The following is a 20,885-nucleotide window of genomic DNA, read 5'->3' on the forward strand; positions in this document are numbered from 1 at the left end:
TCAGATCGATATGCGCCTGTTAGGGCGCTGCCAGTAGAAGAGCCTTATAGGCGCATATGAAAAACCACCGGCTATGCCGGTGGATACTTTTTTTTGACTTTTATCACAAATGTAAATATTAAATCTGAATTTATGGAACGAATTGCTCAATACTGCGTCAATTGTCAATAACATAAATTGAGAAGGATTGGATTATGCCTGACGTTTATTGCAGTTGTTGCCACAAAGTGACTCCGCATAAAGTGGTAATGAGGCGCTGCCAAACATCGACGGGTTCTGGCTGGCAAAGCTTTCAGCAGTTTATGTCTTTATTAATGCACGGTGAGCATTATTATAAAATGGAAAAACAAGGCATTTGTCGGCTATGTAATCAACCATCCTCTCTACCTTCAACTAACTTTTCTCGTGCAAAAGTAAGCTAATCAGATGACGGTTCAATGACAGGCTCTCAACATATCGAGAGTCTAGTTTTGAATGTCGAAGATCCGTCTTCTTTTTACCTCAGTAATTCCCTTCATTATAGTCAATACGACCAAATAGGTATTTTCTTTATTTATCTTTGAGAACTGTCATTATATTACTCGGGAAAACAGAGTATTTTGATACTTTTCTATAAGTCTGTTGCCATCATTATTATTGAGATAAGGAGTTTCACTCATGAAAATGAGTTTAAAAAGAAAAATGGTACTTTCCGTGATTATTGCCATTGCTTTAACCGCAATAGCTTTGGTTATTGCGGGATATCAAACATTTAAAAAAGACAGTTGGCGGGCGATAGAAAGTGAAAGTCGAAATATCTTAATCTCCTACTCGAAAGGGATTAGTGATTGGTTCCTCTCCAAACAAGCTTCTCTACAAGGTTTACGTGAAGAAATTGAAGCAAACCCTCAGTTGGATGTGGTGCCTCACCTTAGACAAACCCTACGTTCTGGTGATTTTAGCCTGAGTTTTTATGGTAATGAACAAGGGGAAATGTTTCGCCAAGACCCATCACTAAACCGAGCGGGTTATGATCCTAGAACTCGGGGTTGGTATCAAGAAGCGAAAGCGGCAAAAACTCCTATCACGACGGCTCCTTATATCAGTGCCACGATGAACACTCTCGTGGTGACGTTAGCAGAGCCAGTAAACTATCGTGGACAATTTATTGGTGTGGCCGCCTCTGATCTTGTATTGGAAAAGTTGATTAAGGACATCTTAGCGATTGATGTTCCGGGCAAAGGGTACGCTGCACTCGTTAACCAGCAGGGGAACATTGTTGCTCACCCAAATCAAAAACTGATTTTGAAATCAACCGAAGAGATTGCACCACAATTGACGATCCGCGCTTTACAAAATGCAGCGGTACAGCATTCTTTACTGACTTTTCCTGTGAGTGGGGAGAGCAAGATTTTAATGGCACAAACCATCGAAAATACGGATTGGATGTTGGTGATGGTGATGGATAAGGCGGTTCTTGAACAACCTTTAAATCAGATGCTTTTTACTCAGTTATCGATTGGTGTGGTGATCTTATTACTTATGGCTCTGCTTACTTCTTGGTTTGTGGCGCGTCAGCTTAATGAGTTAAGCCATATTGCTTCAGCATTAGGCGATATAGCTGAAGGGGATGGGGATTTAACTCGTCGCTTACCCGTGAAGAGTCAAGATGAAGTGGGCATCTTAGCGGATAAGTTCAATAAGTTTGTCGATAGGCTGCATGTCATGGTGAAAAATGTGCGGGATGTGACGGAAGCATTAAACCAAGGTGCAAATCATGCTGCGAGTGCTGCGACGCAGAGAAGTGATCGTATTCGTACTCAACAAGATGAAATTACGATGGTGGCGACAGCGGTGACCGAAATGGCTTCAGCAACCGCCGAAATTGCAGGCAATGCAGAAAATACCGCCAAAAATGCCAACCAGTCTGTAGAGTTAGGGGCGCAAGGCTATCGACAGATGCAACAGAGCAAACAGTCTATCGACCAGTTAGCGAAAGAGCTAAATAACGCCGTTGCCATTATCGGCGAGTTGGAAGTTCATGCGCATGACATCTCAACGATTCTTTCGACCATTCGGGCCATTGCTGAACAGACTAATCTATTGGCATTGAATGCGGCTATTGAAGCGGCGAGAGCGGGTGAACAAGGCCGAGGTTTTGCCGTTGTGGCAGACGAAGTCCGCGTGTTGTCTCAGCGTACGCATTCTTCAACCGAAGAGATCCAAACGAAAATTGCGGGTTTACAAAAAGTCACCAGTAACGCGGTTTCTGTGATGACGGAAAGCCATAAATTGGTTGAAACCAGTGTGGAAGATGTTAATCATACAGGAGAAAGTTTGCATGCGATTAGTGAAGCCATTCAGCTAATCAGTGATATGGCGACTCAAATTGCCTCAGCAGCGGAGGAGCAATCACTCGTTACCTCGGATATCAATAGCAATACAGAGTCTGTTCGTGAAGTGAGCGATCAGCTTGCTGGTGATGCGATAGATGCTGTTCAGCAGGCAAAAGAGTTACATGCTTTAGCCAATGAGCTAGAAAAAGAGATCGCCCGCTTTAAACTGTAACGCTATCTTAATGATGGTTGTTTAGCCCTGACTCAATTGGTCGGGGCTATTTTTTAGAGAAAAATGGTTGCAGTGAGTTGTCTGTGAGAACCGCCCTTTGCAAAAGGGAAACAAAGTATTACCATAATCCTCGAAGAATGGGGCTTGGCTTTCATTCTTTATATTGAATACGTAATTTATACAATTCTCAGGGCGGGGTGAAATTCCCCACCGGTGGTATACCCAATTGGGTGAGCCCACGAGCGCTCGATGCTTCGAGGTCAGCAGATCTGGTGAGACGCCAGAGCCGACGGTTATAGTCCGGATGAGAGAGAATGACAATCATACCTGCTGGCATGAATGGTGGCGGCTTAGTGATGTTTATTGTAACCGCAAGGGATAGATAGCATTACATGGGTTTCCACAATCGTTTCTGTTGGTGAGGTATACATCAAACTCAGCGTTGATGCGCTTGCGCGATTCGCTGTATTTGGTGCATTTCGTTTACCTCATAACCGCCCTGATTCTGGTCATTATTAGGAGTAAACCATGAATCAGTTATCTTTACTTGCCGAGTTTGGCGACCCTATCACCCGAATTGAACATGCTTTGCAAGCCTTACGAGAAGGCCGAGGCGTTTTATTATTGGATGATGAAGATCGTGAAAATGAAGGCGACATCATCTATGCCGCAGAGACATTAACCACCGAGCAAATGGTGCTGATGATCCGTGAGTGTAGTGGAATCGTCTGTTTATGTTTGACCGATGAACAAGCCAATAAATTGGCTTTGCCACCGATGGTGCAGCACAATAACAGCCAAAATCAAACGGCCTTTACGGTATCGATTGAAGCGAAACATGGGGTGACAACGGGTGTTTCAGCCAAAGATCGTGTGACCACGATAAAGACCGCGATTAACCCTGATGCAAAGCCGGAAGATCTCGCTCGTCCTGGGCATGTGTTTCCTTTGCGCGCTCGCAAAGGGGGCATTATGGCGCGTCGGGGCCATACAGAAGGGACGGTAGATTTGATGCAAATGGCGGGTTTGTTTCCTTCCGGTGTCTTGTGTGAACTCACTAACCCAGATGGGACGATGGCCAAAACACCAGAGATTATCGCGTTTGGCCGTTTACACAATATGCCAGTGCTGACAATCGAAGACATGGTGCAGTATCGTCTTGCTTATGAGCAGAAGCTGGCTTAGTTGATATTGCCAGACGTTGTCTATTTTCATTAATTGATGTAGCGCAAAAAGGTATGAAAGTGTGATAACGCTCTTCATACCTTTCTCTTCATGTTAGAATTTGTCCTATTCTAGAGCGTTCTGGCTCTACTTTATCGACTTTGGGTTCATCATGTCATTTACACAACTTGGACTTAGCGAGGCATTGATTCAATCGGTGTCTGAACTGGGTTATCAAAAACCAACCACCATTCAACGTAAAGCCATTCCAGTTATTTTACAGGGACTGGATCTGATTGCGGCCGCTCAAACGGGTACCGGAAAAACTGCGAGCTTTGTATTACCGATTTTGCATAAATTGCAAAATAGCACGACTCAGCGAAAAAAACGGATTCGAGCGTTGATCTTAGTTCCAACTCGAGAGCTTGCTATTCAGGTGGCAAAAAACGCAGAGCAATATGCTAAGTATACGGGGTTAACGACACTGGCGATGTTTGGTGGGGTTGATGAACAGGCACAAAAACAGCATCTGATTGAAGGGGTGGATCTCTTAGTTGCCACACCGGGACGTTTGCTGGATATGTATGGCCAACGTGCTGTTCATTTTGATGAAGTTGAGATGGTGGTTTTGGATGAAGCCGATCGTATGCTGGATATGGGCTTTATTGAACCGATTAACAAAATCATTGATCGTCTACCAAGAGACGCTCAATTTTTGCTTTTTTCTGCCACGTTGTCGCACAAAGTTCGAGACTTAGCGAAGACCGCTGTCACCGATCCTTACGAAATTTCGATTGCGGCCAACCAAGCCTCTAAAACGAACATCGAACAATGGCTCATTACGGTGGATAAAGATAAAAAATCAGCCTTGTTGAGTCACTTGATCACAGAAAATAATTGGGATCAGGCTCTGATTTTCATTGAAACCAAACATGGCGCAGCAAAATTAGTGGCTCAGTTAGAGAAGCGTGGTATTTATGCGGAAGCCTTTCATAGTGGCCGTAGTCAAGCGATCCGTGTACAGCTCTTAGAAGATTTTAAAGCGGGTAAAATCCAATACATGGTGGCGACCGGTGTTGGAGCCCGTGGTATTGATATTCAAGGGTTATCTCGGGTCGTGAACTATGATCTCCCCTTTCCGGCTGATGAATATGTACACCGGATTGGGCGTACAGGACGAGCCGATGAGAAGGGAGAAGCCATTTCTTTTGTCTCGAAAGATAATTTTAAAAACCTCTGCATGATTGAAAGCCGATTAGGCCACTTAATTGAGCGTAGAGTGATTGAGGGATTTGAACCAAGCAAACCGGTTCCTATCTCGATTCTTAACTATGTGCCTAAACATAAACGTGAACAATCGAACGATTAAGCCACTGGGTTAGCTAACTTTTAGGGCTAGGATGTCGATGTTGAATCGGTGAAGAAGCGTTTCGTATCACACGATGTTCTGGTTTCCTTCGCTTTATTTAATGTGATGGATTGGATTCAGTAGAGAGGGTCATGGCTAATGATGACCATTGCTCTGAAACAAAATCAATAAATTGCCTTACCAGTGGGCTTTGATAACTTCGTGAAAGATATACGGCCCAAAGAGCACTGCTCGGGATATGGTAATCAGGTAAAAGACGAATCAGTTGCTTTGTCTGTAAGTAGTGATTGGCTAAATCACAAGGTAAAAGCACAATGCCTTTACCATGTACTGCTGCACGACAAAGTAAACTCATGTCATTGGCACGAAGCGTGCCATTGACATTGACACTGTAAGAACGGTTATCACGAATAAATTCCCATTTATGATTCGAAAGGTGAATGAAACAGTTGTGGTTGCGTAAGTCGTTGGGCTCATGAAGGGGTGGGTGCTGTGTTAGGTAATGGGGAGATGCACAAATGACGGTATCGACTTGAAAAAGTCGTCGCGCGATAAGGTGATCATCCGGTTGTTGGGTAAAACGCAGGGCTATATCCACCCGTTCATCGACTAACTGTGCCAGTCTATCTGAAGCCAGTACGTCAATGGTGACTTGTGGGTACTTTTCCGTAAAGGACTCGATAGCATCGAGCAGTAGATGATGTGCAAGGCCGATTGGTGCCGAAAGTCGAATGCGGCCAGATAAAGATTGTGCTTGTTCTAAAGCGCGCATTTCTAGTTCTGCTGTTTGATGGAGAATTTGTTCGCACTGTTTCAGAGCTTCTTCTCCTGCTGCGGTTAAACTGACTTTTCGGGTCGTTCGGTGTAAGAGACGTTGTTTGAGCCAACCTTCGATCTCTTGAACATGGCGAGAAATTTGCAATCGGCTAAGATTGAGATTTTCAGCCGCTTGAGTAAAACTGCCGACGTTGGCGACCTCAACAAAACTGCGCATTGCGGTAAGCTTGTCCATGTTTCTCTCTCATTAGTATCGTCAATTGATACAATCTACATCTTTTCTTGCTCTTTATCACGAATTCATCTCTGACTAAACTCAATCTTGTTAATAAATAAACAATTAGGAGAAAGAGAATGAAAGTTGCGGTTTTTGGAGCATCCGGTTGGATTGGACAGCATCTTGTCGAAGAAGCGAAAGCTCGTGGACACCAAGTAGTGGCTATTGTTCGTGACCCAGCGAAAGTGACTCGTCAAGATGTTGAAGTGCGTCAATGTGATTTACAGCAAGAGACGGACTTATCTTCGGTACTAGAGGGGGTGGATGCGGTTATAGCTTCTATTGGAGGGAGAAATACAGGTAACCACAATGTTGTTGCTCAAACCGCACAGTTAATGCTGGCGCAGCTACCACGACTAGGTATTAACCGTTTATTGTGGGTGGGTGGTGCCGGTTCACTGGAAGTTTCCTCTGGTGTTTCCTTGCTTTCTCTTCCCGAGTTTCCTGAAGAGTATAAAGCTGAAGCGCAGGCGCAATCCGAAGCACTGGATGTTTTTCGAAATAGCCCAAGTACACTCAATTGGACATTTGTTAGCCCCGCCGCTGAAATTTTTCCTGGCGGCAAGCAGGCGGCTTATCGGGTGGGGGGAGATCAACTGCTGGTTGATGAAGAACAAAATAGCCGCATTTCTGTTAGCGATTATGCCGTAGCTATGATTGATATGTTAGAAACGGAATCCTTTACACAGCAACGTGTTGGGATTGCTTATTAGTGGAATCATTGCTCAACGTTAAGGTTTTTCATGCCGATCACGTTGAGCAATATTTAGAGGAGATGCCAACAATTTCTTCCTGCATGTTTACTTTGATACAGCGCCATATCGGCTTGTTTGAAAAGCTGAACGGAAGGGCCATCGCCGATGGTGGCTCCGACACTGACAGAAACATGGCAAGTTTTTTCAGGCCATGTATGTTGGTTGATGTTAATAATTAGCTGATCTAATTGCTGAACGAGTGTTTCTTGCTGGCTGCTTGGTAATAGGCAAGCAAATTCATCTCCACCAATTCGATATACGGATTCCGTCCCAAAGATCTCTGTTAATACGATACTGACTTGTTGTAATACGAAATCACCAAATGGGTGTCCAAAGCTATCGTTGATTTGTTTAAAGAGGTCCACATCAATCAGTATCACGGTATAAGATTGTTTCATTTCCGCGTAGTGATATAAATCTTCATCAAAAGCTCGGCGGTTAAGGATTCCGGTCAGCGGGTCTAGGCGTAATTTAAGTAGGTGAGTTTGGTGCTGTTGTTCTATGGTGGTGAGGCTGCGATCAACAAACCAAGCAGACGTCTGCATTTGAGACGGATGTTTTTTCGGATCAAATTGACGAACTCTTTGTTCGAGTAGCCTGAGCTCTTGGCGAAAAATTTTCAGTAATGAGCAGATCCCTAATATCATCATTAAGGTGATGGCCGTGATCGGCAAAATGAGCAGGACGAGTTCATTGAAAAAAGCGGCTCGAAAACGATGAGGAGGAATGTAGATACCGAGCTCCCAGTTAACATAAGGCAAGCTTTTTGTCAGTAATGCTCCTTGAGTAAAGGCGTTCAAATGTAAAAAAGAGTTTTTATTCGAGATGCGCTCTAGTTGCAATAGGTGTTCATTGACGACGGAAAGCATGGTGCCACTGTCTTGCTGGCGCAAGAATAGTGAGACATCAAGTTCCCCAGACATCCGTTCTAGTACCTTATTTAGCATTTCTAAAGACATGTCAACGAGCATCATCCCTAATACTCTGCCATCTTCTGAAAAAACGGTTTGACCTAAACTTAAGACTAGCTGCTGAGTATTATATTCCATATAAGGACCAACCCAGACGGAGTCATGGCTTGGATTCTTGATTAAGCGATACCAAGGGCGTTTTTCTGATAAAAAATGCTCAGGACGTTCCCAATGAGGGTAAGTTTCAATCAGATCACTTTGGTGATTATAAAAAAAGATATAGTGATCGGATTCCATTTTTATTTTATGGGCGACAGGCCAAGTTGAATTAAAGGCAGGTTCCCCTCGTTCAATTTTTTCTTTATCTAGGAGAGAGATAAGAACGGAAAGTTGACGTTCGTTTTCTTCTATCATTTCATAGAGATAAGTGGTTTCCAGTGTGGTTAACATCTGCTCGTAACCCAGTTGATGCAAATTCGCATGTTTCTGATAATGAGCAGCTACTAAAACAAAGGTGAAAATAAAAACAAGGACACTTAAAGAAAAAAATATTTTTGTTAATAAATAATTATATTTTGAAAAAATAGAAGGCTTTGCCATGAAAAAGAACATCCTGTAAGACTTTTCAGTATTGTAATATATTTTTTTTGTACACGGATGGTTGAATGTCGAATTTAGGAAAAAACCTACTTGCTTATTATTATTAACTGTGCAAAAGAAATAGATTTGGTGAATGAATTTTTAAAAGAAAATAGACACGGTCAAGCCTGAAATAAATATACAGAGTATGGGATATAAAGGGGACACGATGATCATATATTCCCCAATATCTTTATCGTGCTAAGTGGGTATTAATGAAAGGTGTCGATATAGAGCTGTTCCACACGTTCCCTTGCCCATGGGGTACGGCGTAGAAATTTGAGAGAAGACTTAATCGATGGATCTTTTTTGAAGCAGTTAATATCAATCTTGAGTGCTAAGCCGTGCCAGCCATAGTGTTCCATTAAACGGTTCAGTATTTTTTCTAAGGTTAAGCCATGTAGTGGATTATTGGGTTGAGCGCTTGGAGAATCAGTTTGCATTGAAATAGGTTCGGTCATGATTAGATGGCTAAGTATACCGTGTGGGACCCAAATGTGCATCTTCGACATTACTCCTCGCTATCGTACTTTATTGCCAGTAATATGAGACTTTATTTTTTTGATGCGGCAGCCATGACCCGAACTCGTATTCTTATTTCCGAATCAACCAATCCTTGGTTTAACCTTGCGGTTGAAGATACTATTTTTCGTTCCATGCCGGCTGATCAACGTGTGTTATTTCTATGGCGTAATGCCGATACGGTCGTGATTGGTCGGGCACAAAACCCTTGGCGAGAATGCCGAGTGGAACGAATGGAGCAAGATAACGTGAAACTTGCCCGTCGACAAACAGGGGGCGGTGCCGTTTTTCATGATTTAGGCAATACCAATTTTACTTTTATGGCGGGTAAGCCTGAGTACGATAAACAGGTATCCACTCAAATTGTGTTGACTGGTCTGAGTAAGCTTGGCATTGCCGGTGTGGCTAATGGCCGAAATGATTTAGTGCTGGAAGATGAACAAGGCCTACGCAAGTTTTCAGGTTCGGCTTACCGAGAAACCGTGGATCGCGGTTTTCACCACGGTACTTTATTACTCAGTGCGGATATGAGCCGGTTGGCCGATTACCTCAACCCTGATCCGAAAAAGCTGCAAGCAAAAGGGATCACGTCTGTAAAATCTCGAGTTATTAACCTGAATACTGTGAAGGCGGATATTCATCATGAGCAAGTGTGTGAGGCTATCATGCACGCTTATCTTGAGCATTACCAACAAACGGTGACACCAGAATGGATTTCTCCAGAGCATTTTGCTGACTTGCCGGGTTTTGAGGAAAAATTTGCTAAACAGCGCAGTTGGCAGTGGAACTTTGGACAGACTCCCCCTTTTACTCATCGTATGGATGAACGTTTTTCTTGGGGTGGCGTTGATGTGTATCTGGACATTGAGCAAGGGGTTATTCAGCAAGCGACGTTATTTAGCGATATGTTAGAGCCTTATCCCATGGAACAGGTAGCGAAACAGTTGAAGGGCGTAACCTATAACAAACACGCTATTGCACAGCGTCTAGCACCATTACTTGAAGATCTTCCTCAATTTGCTTTGGAATTGCAGGCATTTTCTCAATGGTTTGTTCAGCAGATAGATTAAGCTTGGGCCTCTTCGAGGGGAAATCGAGAAGAGGCGGCAGTAAGCGGGTTTTTGTGTGGTTATTTACGTTTATGATGCTGGCGTTGCTTCTCTTTTAATTGGTACCGAAAACGAGCGAGATGAAAAGTGTGGCGTGGTATGGGTGAGAGGGGGCGCTTTTTTTCACTCAACCGGGTTTGTTGATTATCGTCCACAAAAAAAGAAGCCACACTGGCGGTGAGTAAGCCAAAGAGGGTAATTCCAGTTAACATCAAAAAGACGGCCACACCACGGCCAAATGATGTCACAGGATACATATCTCCATAGCCTACGGTGGTGATGGTCGTCATCGCCCACCATAGTGCATCACTGTAATCTTTGATTGGGCTGGCACTGCCTTTTTCAACCAGATACACAAAAGCAGAACTTAACATCACGGTTAACAAACTGGTTAAACCAATAAAGCTCAGTGTTTTTTGACGTAGAACGGCTTTTGTTTGACGCCATGTTTTAGGCAAAATAAATAAAATGCGCAAGAAACGTAAAGGTCTGAGGAAAGGCATGGCAACAATCAGTACATCTTGCCAATGCTGGATCAGATACCGCCAACGTTGAGTGCTCAGCAATATTTTTATGCCCAGTTCGGTAGCAAAAATTCCCCATACTAGCCATATCAATTGGTTGATAAAATAGCGTTCTTGGTCATCCAATTTAGCGAGGTCGGGGACTAACGCTAAGAGTACATAAATCAATGACAGGATGAGCATAGGAACTTCCGTTTTATGCTCAAAGGCGATGAGTAATTGAGTTCGTTGTTTATGGTTCATATAACGATGCTATGGCTTTGAAAAAAGAGTCAGCGGATCACTATACGCTTCTCGTGTGCGATCCGCTATTTTGTGTCGACCTTAAAGGCGGGTAAGTTGAGTGATGCGCTCACAGAGTGCTTCTGCCAGTTGGTGGCTGGCTATATTCCTCTCCATAATGGCATGCTCAAGCTTGCCCTGCTGGACAACCATTAACCAGTGCTCGATCATGGCGTAAAATCCCTTGCTGGCTAGCATGGGCGTCCAATCTTGTAAGGCTAATTGGGTTTGCAGGTTCTCTTGCCAGTGTTTACCGGTGGTAAAATTCTCAAATTCGTAACTTTGATTGATAAACTGCGCACTGACTCGTTCACAGGTTGTGCCAAACTGTCGGTTCATGGAGGCATGTAATAAAGTCTCACCTTGTTGCCACTGCACATCCAGACGGGCTAACTGATTTCCCGCCATTTGATGAGTCACGTACACCTCTTGTAAATCCGCTTTGCCCAATAGGTTTACACTGTCGAGTGGATGGATAAAATCATCAAAGATAAAGGTGCGGATCTCTCCGGGTAACGCATGGCGGTGTTTTTCCCACCGTAAAGCGAGTAAATCGTGACATTGGCCTTGTTGTACCCCGGTTAAATGTTGGTTAAACAGGGGAATATGGCGACGATTAAATCCCACGTATAACGGTTTTTGATACTGTTCGGCAAGGTCATAGAGCGTTTCACAAGCGGCGGCACTATCAGCTAAGGGTTTGTCGACAAAAGTGGCAACGCCGTGGCGTAGAAAAAAAGCCGCGATATCCGGATGCGCCGCCGTTGCGGCATGGATCATAACGGCATCCACCTGAAAATGCAGCAGATCTTGATAGCGTGTGCAGGTGTGTTGAATTCGATATTGATTGGCTAGTGTTTGTAAGTGATCACTATTTCTAGTGCAAAAGATCCATTCAATACCGGGAAATTGCGTGAGTAGGGGTAAGTAAGCTTTTTGGGCGATATCCCCTAAGCCGATAATGCCTATTTTCATCATAGTGACCTAAATTGGATGACAGTGATAAAAAGCCTAACATCCGTGATTAAAATCGATAGTTTTCTGAGTGAAAATTGGGAAGATGATCCCTACTGATACCCAAAATCGGTGAAGAGCATGACGCTTTATTAAAATGGGCTCTCTTTATTTAATTCATTGCAGATTTCAATAATGGTTAACGAGAGCCCTGAGCGAATGATTTGTTGTTGGCGTTGTAATTGTAAGTGATAAAATTCCAAATCAATATCGCCATCCGGCTCAATATTATTGACTGGTAACAATCCCATCTTTTGTACGAGGTTAAGCACTTCAATGGCGGCAATGATTTTAGGGTCGGTAAAGACATATTCCGTTCCATCACTATTGAGTTGATTGCGTAATTTGATGATGGTTTCAATATCATGGTAGACATCATCGGCAATGACGCCTAAACCGTATAATAATTTTAAGCGTACTGACAGGTTGCCCAGAGGTCCGGTATCGTCCAGTAGTGGTCCAACGACAGATTGGACAGCAAAGTTGTCTTTGCGAAAAATGCGTTGCATCAGTGTGTCAATGGCTTGGGCTAACACCTCGACAGTGGTGATAAAAAAGCCACGGACAGAAGGGGCCTCGTTCAGTCGTTCTAAGATATCGGTTTCGTTAATTTTTTCTGCCATATACTGATCTAATTTAAGTTTGTGATGGGAAGCGGGAACACTTCCCATCAGAGTGCCATATTAAAGCTGATGATAAATCGCTTCAATTTGTTGTACTTCGACACTGTCTGCATCTAAGCCTGAATAGTGCGCTAGCGTTTGAGCAATGCCTTGTTCTCGAAGTGCGTTTTGTAGCTCAACCGCTTGTGGATCGTTGGTATTGGTATATTTCAGCGCAGCCGCTATCCCTTTTAATAGGGTTTTATTTTCTAAACCGTACTCTATTGTACCGAGTAATGGTTTGATTAATCTATCATTTGCACCTAATTTTCGCAGAGGTTGCCTGCCAACACGATCCACTTCATCCACTAAATATGGGTTCGCAAAGCGGGACAAGATTTTTTCTATGTAGGCATGGTGTAGTTTACGATCAAAACCATACCGACGAATTAAGACCTCACCACTCTCTTGCATCGCTTGTTTCACTTCTGTATGAATGTGTGGATCGCTGATGGCTTGCCGGATAGTGTGGTGTCCCTTCAAGCAGCCCAAATAAGCCGTAATGCAGTGTCCAGTATTAAGGGTGAAGAGCTTGCGTTCCACAAAGGCCATGAGATTGTTGGTTTTTTCCATGCCTTCAATCGAGGGTATCTCTCCTTTAAACTGCTGTTCATCCACAATCCATTCACTAAAGCTTTCCACCGTTACCTCAAGCGGATCATCGTTTGCCGCTTCTGCCGGAGGCACAATTCTATCCACGGCGGAATCGACAAAGCCAACCCATTGTTCTGCTTTTGCTTGTGAGTCTGGGCTTAAATATTTAAAGACTTCCCCTTTTAAATGACTGCTACCTCGTATCATATTTTCACAAGCAATGATATTTAAAGAGTGTTCATTACCGGCGGCAAAGCGAGCTTCAAGCCCCTTGGCTATGGTTTTTGCGATAATATCTAACACGGTGGGGCCAACAGCGGTTGTGATCAAGTCAGTATGGATAATGCGATCAATAACCTCATCACTGGCTGAATTCACAGCGGTAACATGCGTTACAGTCTCTACCTGACATTCACTGCCGACAACGTTAACTTGATATTGCTGCTGGTGGCTGAGTTGATCCACTAAGGGTTCATTTACATCGGCAAACGTGACTTGAATATCGGCATCGGCCAGCAGTTTTCCAATAAAACCTCGGCCGATATTACCAGCACCAAAATGTACTGCATTTTTCATAATTCATATCCTACCAAAAAAGTGACTAACGAAATTAGGGTGAAGTCAGCGTTGTAAATAGGGGGGTGCTGACCTCGTTTTGCCTCAGGAGCAAAGCTATTATGCAGCTTGGGTCTTCGATAAAATTGCCAAGATGTCTTTAATATCCTTAGTTGAGGTTAGTGTCTTGATGGCCTCTGGCTCATCAAGGGCGTTAGTAATGGCAGTAATGACTTGAATGTGTTCATCATTTTTAGCAGCAATACCGATAACGAGCTTAGCTATATCCTCTTTATCGTCGGTAAATTGAACCCCTGATGGGTATTGGCAAATGACAATACCTGTTTTAATGACGCGATCCTTCGCTTCGACCGTCCCGTGGGGAACGGCGATAGATTCACCCAAATACGTCGGTACTAATTTTTCTCGCTCAAACATGGCGTCTACATATTCCGGTTCGACATAGCCCAGTTCAACGAGTTGATTCCCTGCATAGCGTATTGCTTCTTCTTTATTACTGGCGGTTAAACCGAGGTGAATATTTTTTTGCTGAAGGCTAAATACCGAAGGGACTTGTGGCTCAAAAGAGTCCTCATTCGCCGCAACGACAGACATTTTGACGATGTGGTTATCGTTCGCCGCTTGTGGATATTTTGCCGACAATAATTGCATCACCAACTGGTTATACATTTGGCTATCGAGAAAGTTATTGAGTGAGAGATGCTGGGCATTCGGAGCGTGTTTGCGTGCTCGGTCAGTTAAATCTTTGTGCGTAATTACAATGTCGACCTCTTGCGGCAAACTATTGATAGCTAGGTTTGTCACGTTTATGTTCAGACCCGCTTCTTGTATTTTCTTGCGCAGTAAACTGGCACCCATGGCGCTTGAACCCATGCCCGCATCACAGGCAACAATGATACTTTTGACTTGGCTCAGATGAATGTCATTTTTGTTGCTTGAAGACGTTTGCTGCTCTTTGGTCGTCGATTTCAACGTTTTCATTTGAACGGTCGCTTTTTCTAACGCTTCTTCATCGCCTTCTTCATCCGTTGAGTTTTGCGCTTTCATTAAAATAGCGGCAACGGTGAAAGAAACCCCAGCGGCTGCGAAAATTGAGCATAAAACACCCAGCATAGACGCTTTGTTCGTCATCAAGAGTACGGCAAAGATTGAACCGGGAGAGGCCGGAGATACAATCCCTGCATTAAATAAGGTTAAGGTGAATACGCCGGTCATTCCTCCTGCAATAGCGGCGAGGATGAGTCGTGGATTCATTAAGATGTAAGGGAAGTAAATTTCATGGATTCCCCCAAAGAAATGGATGATGGTTGCGCCGCCAGCGGTTTGACGTGCTGTTCCTTTACCAAAAAACATATAGGCCAGTAAAATCCCTAAGCCTGGACCTGGGTTCGCTTCAATCAGGAAGAAAATCGATTGGCCCATTTCACTGGCTTGCTGAATACCCAGAGGAGAGAAAATACCGTGGTTAATGGCATTGTTGAGGAAAAGAATTTTCGCAGGCTCAACAAAAATAGACGTTAAAGGAAGAAGATGGGCTGCAACTAAAAAGTTAACGCCGGTGGCAAGAAGGTCAGAGAGTACTTTAACGAAAGGCCCAATCAGGTAGAAGGCGATGATGGCACATACCATGCCAATAATACCGGCTGAAAAGTTGTTTACCAACATTTCAAAGCCACTTTTAATTTTACCTTCAACGCGCTGGTCGAAATATTTAATGGCCCAGCCGCCCATAGGTCCAACCATCATTGCACCCATAAACATAGGAATATCGGTTCCGACAATAACCCCCATGGTGGTGATTGCGCCGACAACCGCCCCTCGTTCGCCACCGACCAGTTTACCACCGGTATAACCGATGAGCAGTGGTAGTAAATAGGTGATCATTGGGCCAACCAAAGAGGCTAAAGTCTCATTGGGTAACCAGCCCGTTGGAATGAAGAGAGCGGTAATAAAGCCCCAAGCGATGAAGGCGCCAATATTGGGCATAACCATGTTTGATAAGAAACGACCAAAATTTTGTATCTTGATCTTAGCATCTGGTGATAACATATCTGTTCCCCGTTCGATGTTCTATAGAAGTTGTATGGTAACGGTTCGTCTAAAAACCGTTGGTTGCTTAGTACACAATCAATTTATCACACAAATTTACTTTAGAACTGACAACGGGTTTTTTGTGATCACTAGCTATAAAAATCGACTTTTCATCCTATATCTATGTGACCATTGTCAATTTTCTGCGCTGTAATTTATTTACATTTTGATGTTTTGCAAAAAGTCAATCTATATTTTATGCGTAATATCTCATATTAATAACTTTGTCTTTAAGTTGAATGTTGATCGGAATCTCATTTTTGTTCTATTTTATTCATGTTCTGAATTTAAATGTGAAGTTGATCGGTATTGTTTATTTATTTCGTTATGAAAAATAATTGAGCGGTCCATCGAACGCTATTTTGTAATTAAAGTACGATTGATGGGTGGGGAGAGGTGTGAGTGAAATTGTGCCTTTATTCAGAATCAGTGAAGCAAAACATTTAGTCCAAGCAAGTTAACTGTTAGAATCGTTGCCATTATTAACCTTTATATTAGTAGGCATATGAAAGAACAGGTCATTGTTTCTGTCTCCTCTATTCACGGAACACGACATTTTCATATTGGGAAATGGTATCGCCACCTATTAAAAGGGTTTGGGTATGTATTGTTTGCTACCATTCTGACTACCGCAGGGGTCATTTACTATCTCTCTAATGAAGTGGACTTTGCAAAACTAAAGCAGCAGGAACTAGAAAACCAATCTTCTTCCTTGATTGACGAATTATCATCACTCAAGGATTTGAAAGATAACTTAGAAAATGATCTGCAAGATCGAGAAGAAAAAATGCAAATTGTTTCCGACCGATTAGGTGATCTTGAGAAAGTATTAGGTGTCGGAGAAAGTGGGGCTGAATTGGAATCTCGGCTGGATACCGCAGCGATTACGTCTTCAGTCAGAATGGTGATGTTAAGCCAGATTCCTAGTGGTTCTCCTGTTCATGATGCGCGTATTTCGTCAGGATACGGTAAACGGACTCATCCGGTAACGGGAGAAGTCAAGTATCATCGCGGGCAAGATTTTGCGGTTAATATAGGTACTCCTATTTATGCGCCGGCTGATGGGGTGGTTGAAGTGACTCGAGCCAGTAACCAAGGCTCGGGAAATTTTTTGCGTTTACAGCATTCGTATGGTTTTTCGAGTTCTTACTCCCATATGCAGAAGTTCTCAGTAAAAAGCGGGGACTTTGTACAAAAAGGCGATTTAATCGGCTATTCCGGTAATAGTGGCCTATCATCTGGTCCCCATTTACACTATGAAATTCGATTTGTCGGTCGCCCCTTAGATCCTCGACCTTTTGTTGATTGGGGAGTGAATGATTTTGATAGTTTATTTAGTCAAGTAAGAGGTATTCGATGGGAATCTTTAGTAAACAAAGTCGAGCTAAGAGTCAGCACTCAGCTACAACTCTCATCGCAAAAGGCTGTTCAGTTAGCGGGCAACTCCGGTTAGAAAACAATATTCAGGTGGACGGCTCGATCGATGGGCAAATTCATGTCGAAAAAACCTTGGTGATCAGTGAAAGTGGTGTGGTTAGTGGTGAGATTTTTGCGCAACATGTGATCGTGAATGGGGCGTTTGAAGGGACTTGTCATGCAGATAAAATCGAAATTCTTAATAAAGGGCAAGTCACGGGTTCACTTTACAGTGATGATCTCAGTATTGAGCAAGGAGGACGCTTTAATGGCGTGACTTACCCAGCTTCTGGGGAAAACATCGCTCAACTTGCACAGATTACTGAGTTAAAAGAGGTAAAAGAAGCCAAAAGTATTGCTAAAGGGTAAACCCAAAGCCCACTAAAAGTGGGCGGGGGCTTCAAACGTCATTCTTTGTTTATGATAAGGGTGAGTGAAACTCAGTTTTTGAGCGTGTAAGCAAAGTCGAGAAGCTTTGGCTCCATAGAGATCGTCACCCACAATTGGCATCGCTAACCCATCAACATGAGCGCAGTGGACGCGTAACTGGTGGGTTCGTCCCGTTAAGGGGTAGAGGTTAACCCGAGTTTGACCATTCTCTATGGCCACTTTCTCCCACCGCGTGTGCGCCGCTTTCCCCTGTTTTTCACAGACTTTCTGTCTTGGCCTATCTTCTAAATCAGCACATAAAGGAAGCGTGATTTCGCCTTGTTGCTGTGAAAGCTCCCCCGTTAATAAAGCCACATACTGCTTTTCGACTTGGCGAGTAATAAACTGTTTTTGCAGCGATTTATTGGCCCGTCGAGTTAAAGCAAACACCAAAAGACCCGAAGTGGACATATCTAAACGATGGAGAACAAATGGCCCTTCCACATCGGGGAATATTTGTTCTAAGCGTGTCTGTACAGAATCTTTAATATTAACGCCCGGTACAGAAAGAAACTCTGCCGGTTTATTGACCACAACGATGGCTTCATCTTGGTAAAGAATATCCATCTCTTTGCCTTCGGCGGGATTATTGAGCAAAGGGTTCTCGTCTAATGGCATCCCAGCGAGCATATGCGCGAGAATCGGCTGACATTTGCTGTGACAGGCGGGATAAAATTGCTTGTGTTGGCGAATGTCTGACTTCGGTGAACACCCCCACCAAAACTCAGCCAGAGCAATGGGGGTTAAGTGATGCTGGAAAGCATACTGTAGTAGTTTAGGTGCGGCACATTCGCCCGCACCAGCGGGGGGAATGGGGTTGGTCGCATCGACAAAAATATCGTTCAGGTTTTTTTCTTCACCTGATTGATTCAAGAATCGGTAGTGAGCAAAGAGTTTTTGCTGTAATTGTGCTGATCGTTGCTTACGTTGCTGTTTGAGCGCTTCGATTGTGCCGTTAAGTTGATCTAACTGGCTGCTGAGTTCGTTAATGCGTTTTTGCCAATCGAGTTTCAGTTGTTTAAGCTGCCATTTCTCATACACACTTTGCTGAGCAAGTTGTGCCAATAACGCTTGTTGTTCCGGCTCTTGTAAAGCTTCCGCTTCTTTTCGCTGGCGTTTTCTCTGGGCGCGATTTTCTGCCATACGTTGCTGCTGTTGAGCGATAGCATATTCGGCGGCTTGATGGGACTCATCGAGTTTATGGATTAATGCTTGCCGTGATGTCGCTTCGGTCAATTCAATAATCTGATGATTAATACTCGATATTTGGCTGGCTTCATCGCTAAAAAAAGTGGGTTCAGTAAAGCGGTCAAAGACGGGAGGAACAAATCCGGGGAGATGATCTTGCTCAGCCAATTGCCCAGAGAAGGCCGATAAGTACCCCAACTGGCCTTGAGGATGCCTGACCACAAGTACCCCAAACATTTTTCCATGTGAATGGGGGGCTTGCCCATCAAGCCCAAAAGGGTGTGTCCACTGTGTTTGAGTGGTGAGATGGGTTTGCAGCTCAAGCGCGGCAATGACCGATAATGGGTGGGGGTCATAGCAAAATGGGTAAGTAAAACGCAACGGGAGCGTAATGGATGAAATATCGCTTTGAAAGGGGGTAAAACAGTCTGGATAAGTGGGCATGATCGTGGTCAGTTGTACACAAACACGGACGATTTTACTGTGCTTAGCAAGAAAAGTCAGTATTTCTCCCTCAGAGAATCGCGTGAACCGCGAACCTGAGGAAAAAATCGTGGTCATCGTTAGAGCATGGGTAGCACAGAAAGTAGCAATAAACTTCCCATCGCACCGTTAAACCAGCGGACATAACGGGGGTCATTCATCCAATGACTGAGTTGTTTTCCTGCGGCGGCCCAGACACTGACGGATGGGATATTGACCAATATAAACACTAGGGCAATCACCATCAGCTGTAGCCAACTTGCCTTGGGGTTAAAGACACTGACAGCCGTGAGTGCCATTGACCAACCTTTGGGGTTTACCCATTGAAAAAGTACCGCGCCAGAAAATGTCATGGGCTGGTAGTCGAGCTGAGTGTGAGAAGGGGAGCTGAAGGCAATTTTTATCGCCAAATAGACTAAATAACCACTACAGGCTATTTGTAACCCTTGCTGCATCCATGGGTAGCGTTGGAATAAGTCAGTCAAACCCACACCAACCAAGAGCACCATGAGACTAAACCCCAAAGTAACGCCGAGCATATGTGGAATGGTTCTGATAAAACCGACATTTGCTCCGGAAGTCATCAACATAATGTTATTGGGACCAGGAGAGAAGGTTGAAACAAACGCAAAGGCGATAAGTGGTCCCCACTGTGTGTAATCCATATTCTGTTCTTCTTTTTCGGTAACTGAATAGGAAAAATAGTAATAGCATTGATGCACAATATTGTGTTTATATTTGTTCCATATGAATAAATTACGCAATGAAATTTAATTATGGATAGATTTGACGAAAGAATATTGCATGAGCTACAGGCGGACGGACGCATTTCCAATGTTGAGCTGGCTGAACGGGTAGGACTCTCGCCTTCTGCAACATTGAGACGTGTGCAAGATCTTGAGCGTAAGCGGGTGATTAAAGGTTATCGAGCGGTGTTAGATAAAACTCAGCTTGATATTGGCTTTGTAGCTTATGTCGCCATTGGTTTAAATAGCCATACAAAGAAAGCCCAGCTGAGTTTCGAAGAACATGTTCGGTTTGCGAAAGAGGTGGTTGAGTGCCATAACATTACAGGGATGAATGAGTATTTATTACGTGTTGAAACCAAAGATTTAAGTGCTTATAAACGCTTTCATGCCGATGTATTAGGGGAATGCCTGACGGTAAAATCCATCAGTACAATGGTGGTGATGGATTCTCCGAAAGATGATCGACAATGAGCTTAACTGATTATCGAAGCTATGGTTTTTTCTTACCTAGTGATATTAAACAGGTGGTGATTAAAAAAGACAGTGCTTAGCGTAAGAGGTGGCTTCATTCGCTGTCCAGTCTCCTTTAGGCTTCGCCTGCATATCATCACACCAAGCTTGGCTACCGATTTCAGATTGCAATAGGCAGTATTTGGTAAAATCGAGCGCACTTTGCGCACTCCATTCACTTTTGGGTTTATCACGCATTTCCTGACACCAAGGAGCGGTCCCCACCTCATTTTCACAAGCACTTAAAACCAGAGCGCTCAGTAATATGAATACTCGTTTTTTCATTCATTAGAATCC

At 43.7% G+C, this 20,885-nt stretch carries 20 protein-coding genes and 1 riboswitch; of the genes, 9 read left to right on the top strand and 11 right to left on the bottom strand.

The window, feature by feature from the left end; all coding sequences use genetic code 11:
• The first annotated feature begins 194 nt into the window (after positions 1-194).
• The 4 genes from B5D54_RS09470 (at position 195) to B5D54_RS09485 (ending at position 5,080) form a co-directional block, all read left to right on the top strand.
• Entirely contained in the window at positions 195-422 is a 228-nt protein-coding gene (locus B5D54_RS09470) for a hypothetical protein (RefSeq protein WP_078926309.1), read from the top strand.
• Between the two features lie 235 nt (positions 423-657).
• Entirely contained in the window at positions 658-2,547 is a 1,890-nt protein-coding gene (locus B5D54_RS09475) for a methyl-accepting chemotaxis protein (RefSeq protein ID WP_078926310.1), read from the top strand.
• A 179-nt stretch (positions 2,548-2,726) separates the two neighbouring features.
• Positions 2,727-2,867: riboswitch (FMN riboswitch) on the top strand.
• Positions 2,868-3,075: 208 nt separating this feature from the next.
• Entirely contained in the window at positions 3,076-3,732 is a 657-nt protein-coding gene (gene ribB / locus B5D54_RS09480) for a 3,4-dihydroxy-2-butanone-4-phosphate synthase (RefSeq protein WP_078926311.1), read from the top strand.
• Between the two features lie 151 nt (positions 3,733-3,883).
• The gene (locus B5D54_RS09485; RefSeq protein WP_078926312.1) at positions 3,884-5,080 is read left to right on the top strand and encodes a DEAD/DEAH box helicase; all 1,197 of its coding nucleotides are present in this window, start codon (positions 3,884-3,886) and stop codon (positions 5,078-5,080) included.
• Positions 5,081-5,177: 97 nt separating this feature from the next.
• Here B5D54_RS09485 and B5D54_RS09490 read toward each other — a convergent pair whose 3' ends face one another.
• Positions 5,178-6,092 (bottom strand): LysR family transcriptional regulator, encoded by a 915-nt coding sequence (locus B5D54_RS09490; RefSeq protein WP_078926313.1) that lies wholly within the window; start codon positions 6,090-6,092, stop codon positions 5,178-5,180.
• Between the two features lie 119 nt (positions 6,093-6,211).
• On the opposite strand from B5D54_RS09490, the gene B5D54_RS09495 reads away from it, so the two are divergent.
• Positions 6,212-6,847, top strand: coding sequence for an NAD(P)-dependent oxidoreductase (locus tag B5D54_RS09495; protein WP_078926314.1), 636 nt, complete (start codon positions 6,212-6,214; stop codon positions 6,845-6,847).
• Positions 6,848-6,900: 53 nt separating this feature from the next.
• Here B5D54_RS09495 and B5D54_RS09500 read toward each other — a convergent pair whose 3' ends face one another.
• Both B5D54_RS09500 and B5D54_RS09505 read right to left on the bottom strand, forming a co-directional pair.
• Positions 6,901-8,250 (bottom strand): sensor domain-containing diguanylate cyclase, encoded by a 1,350-nt coding sequence (locus B5D54_RS09500; RefSeq protein WP_158116747.1) that lies wholly within the window; start codon positions 8,248-8,250, stop codon positions 6,901-6,903.
• A gap of 401 nt (positions 8,251-8,651) precedes the next feature.
• Positions 8,652-8,882 carry a VF530 family protein gene (locus B5D54_RS09505; RefSeq protein ID WP_078926444.1) on the bottom strand — a complete coding sequence of 77 codons (231 nt, stop codon included), beginning with the start codon at positions 8,880-8,882 and terminating at the stop codon, positions 8,652-8,654.
• Positions 8,883-9,014: 132 nt separating this feature from the next.
• Here B5D54_RS09505 and lplA point away from each other — a divergent pair, with 132 nt between their 5' ends.
• The gene (gene lplA, locus B5D54_RS09510; protein WP_078926445.1) at positions 9,015-10,031 is read left to right on the top strand and encodes a lipoate--protein ligase; all 1,017 of its coding nucleotides are present in this window, start codon (positions 9,015-9,017) and stop codon (positions 10,029-10,031) included.
• A gap of 59 nt (positions 10,032-10,090) precedes the next feature.
• Here the strand turns inward: lplA and B5D54_RS09515 are convergent, their stop codons facing one another.
• The 5 genes from B5D54_RS09515 to B5D54_RS09535 form a co-directional block, all read right to left on the bottom strand.
• Positions 10,091-10,837 (bottom strand): potassium channel family protein, encoded by a 747-nt coding sequence (locus B5D54_RS09515; protein ID WP_078926316.1) that lies wholly within the window; start codon positions 10,835-10,837, stop codon positions 10,091-10,093.
• A gap of 81 nt (positions 10,838-10,918) precedes the next feature.
• On the bottom strand, positions 10,919-11,851 hold the full coding sequence (locus B5D54_RS09520) for a Gfo/Idh/MocA family protein (RefSeq protein ID WP_078926317.1): 933 nt from the start codon (positions 11,849-11,851) through the stop codon (positions 10,919-10,921).
• 131 nt (positions 11,852-11,982) lie between these two features.
• The gene (locus B5D54_RS09525) at positions 11,983-12,513 is read right to left on the bottom strand and encodes an MltR family transcriptional regulator (RefSeq protein WP_078926446.1); all 531 of its coding nucleotides are present in this window, start codon (positions 12,511-12,513) and stop codon (positions 11,983-11,985) included.
• A gap of 60 nt (positions 12,514-12,573) precedes the next feature.
• Entirely contained in the window at positions 12,574-13,722 is a 1,149-nt protein-coding gene (locus B5D54_RS09530; RefSeq protein WP_078926318.1) for a mannitol-1-phosphate 5-dehydrogenase, read from the bottom strand.
• Positions 13,723-13,821: 99 nt separating this feature from the next.
• Positions 13,822-15,771 (bottom strand): PTS mannitol transporter subunit IICBA, encoded by a 1,950-nt coding sequence (locus B5D54_RS09535; RefSeq protein WP_078926319.1) that lies wholly within the window; start codon positions 15,769-15,771, stop codon positions 13,822-13,824.
• A gap of 547 nt (positions 15,772-16,318) precedes the next feature.
• On the opposite strand from B5D54_RS09535, the gene B5D54_RS09540 reads away from it, so the two are divergent.
• Both B5D54_RS09540 and B5D54_RS09545 read left to right on the top strand, forming a co-directional pair.
• Positions 16,319-17,266: a M23 family metallopeptidase gene (locus B5D54_RS09540; protein WP_078926320.1), complete on the top strand. Its 948-nt coding sequence runs from the start codon at positions 16,319-16,321 to the stop codon at positions 17,264-17,266.
• 8 nt (positions 17,267-17,274) lie between these two features.
• Positions 17,275-17,598 (top strand): bactofilin family protein, encoded by a 324-nt coding sequence (locus B5D54_RS09545; protein ID WP_229601198.1) that lies wholly within the window; start codon positions 17,275-17,277, stop codon positions 17,596-17,598.
• A gap of 12 nt (positions 17,599-17,610) precedes the next feature.
• Here the strand turns inward: B5D54_RS09545 and B5D54_RS09550 are convergent, their stop codons facing one another.
• Both B5D54_RS09550 and B5D54_RS09555 read right to left on the bottom strand, forming a co-directional pair.
• Complete coding sequence (locus B5D54_RS09550) at positions 17,611-19,290, bottom strand: RluA family pseudouridine synthase (RefSeq protein ID WP_078926447.1); 1,680 nt, start codon at positions 19,288-19,290, stop codon at positions 17,611-17,613.
• Positions 19,291-19,409: 119 nt separating this feature from the next.
• Positions 19,410-19,994 (bottom strand): LysE family translocator, encoded by a 585-nt coding sequence (locus B5D54_RS09555; protein ID WP_078926322.1) that lies wholly within the window; start codon positions 19,992-19,994, stop codon positions 19,410-19,412.
• 111 nt (positions 19,995-20,105) lie between these two features.
• Between B5D54_RS09555 and B5D54_RS09560 the strand changes: the two genes are divergently transcribed.
• Positions 20,106-20,549: an Lrp/AsnC family transcriptional regulator gene (locus B5D54_RS09560; protein ID WP_078926323.1), complete on the top strand. Its 444-nt coding sequence runs from the start codon at positions 20,106-20,108 to the stop codon at positions 20,547-20,549.
• Between the two features lie 60 nt (positions 20,550-20,609).
• Here B5D54_RS09560 and B5D54_RS09565 read toward each other — a convergent pair whose 3' ends face one another.
• A complete protein-coding gene (locus tag B5D54_RS09565) occupies positions 20,610-20,873 on the bottom strand; it encodes a DUF3012 domain-containing protein (RefSeq protein WP_078926324.1) in 264 nt (87 codons plus the stop codon).
• Positions 20,874-20,885: the final 12 nt, after the last annotated feature.

It is taken from the genome of Vibrio cincinnatiensis DSM 19608 (assembly GCF_900167345.1).
Classification (GTDB): domain Bacteria; phylum Pseudomonadota; class Gammaproteobacteria; order Enterobacterales; family Vibrionaceae; genus Vibrio; species Vibrio cincinnatiensis.

Coding starts and splice junctions, on each gene's coding strand:
- B5D54_RS09560 (WP_078926323.1), top strand. CDS start 20,106: ATGGATAGATTTGACGAAAGAATATTGCATGAGCTACAGGCGGACGGA.
- lplA (WP_078926445.1), top strand. CDS start 9,015: ATGACCCGAACTCGTATTCTTATTTCCGAATCAACCAATCCTTGGTTT.
- B5D54_RS09525 (WP_078926446.1), bottom strand. CDS start 12,513: ATGGCAGAAAAAATTAACGAAACCGATATCTTAGAACGACTGAACGAG.
- B5D54_RS09565 (WP_078926324.1), bottom strand. CDS start 20,873: ATGAAAAAACGAGTATTCATATTACTGAGCGCTCTGGTTTTAAGTGCT.
- B5D54_RS09550 (WP_078926447.1), bottom strand. CDS start 19,290: ATGCCCACTTATCCAGACTGTTTTACCCCCTTTCAAAGCGATATTTCA.
- B5D54_RS09515 (WP_078926316.1), bottom strand. CDS start 10,837: ATGAACCATAAACAACGAACTCAATTACTCATCGCCTTTGAGCATAAA.
- B5D54_RS09495 (WP_078926314.1), top strand. CDS start 6,212: ATGAAAGTTGCGGTTTTTGGAGCATCCGGTTGGATTGGACAGCATCTT.
- B5D54_RS09490 (WP_078926313.1), bottom strand. CDS start 6,092: ATGGACAAGCTTACCGCAATGCGCAGTTTTGTTGAGGTCGCCAACGTC.
- ribB (WP_078926311.1), top strand. CDS start 3,076: ATGAATCAGTTATCTTTACTTGCCGAGTTTGGCGACCCTATCACCCGA.
- B5D54_RS09535 (WP_078926319.1), bottom strand. CDS start 15,771: ATGTTATCACCAGATGCTAAGATCAAGATACAAAATTTTGGTCGTTTC.
- B5D54_RS09505 (WP_078926444.1), bottom strand. CDS start 8,882: ATGCAAACTGATTCTCCAAGCGCTCAACCCAATAATCCACTACATGGC.
- B5D54_RS09540 (WP_078926320.1), top strand. CDS start 16,319: ATGAAAGAACAGGTCATTGTTTCTGTCTCCTCTATTCACGGAACACGA.
- B5D54_RS09475 (WP_078926310.1), top strand. CDS start 658: ATGAAAATGAGTTTAAAAAGAAAAATGGTACTTTCCGTGATTATTGCC.
- B5D54_RS09555 (WP_078926322.1), bottom strand. CDS start 19,994: ATGGATTACACACAGTGGGGACCACTTATCGCCTTTGCGTTTGTTTCA.
- B5D54_RS09530 (WP_078926318.1), bottom strand. CDS start 13,722: ATGAAAAATGCAGTACATTTTGGTGCTGGTAATATCGGCCGAGGTTTT.
- B5D54_RS09500 (WP_158116747.1), bottom strand. CDS start 8,250: ATGTTAACCACACTGGAAACCACTTATCTCTATGAAATGATAGAAGAA.
- B5D54_RS09470 (WP_078926309.1), top strand. CDS start 195: ATGCCTGACGTTTATTGCAGTTGTTGCCACAAAGTGACTCCGCATAAA.
- B5D54_RS09485 (WP_078926312.1), top strand. CDS start 3,884: ATGTCATTTACACAACTTGGACTTAGCGAGGCATTGATTCAATCGGTG.
- B5D54_RS09520 (WP_078926317.1), bottom strand. CDS start 11,851: ATGAAAATAGGCATTATCGGCTTAGGGGATATCGCCCAAAAAGCTTAC.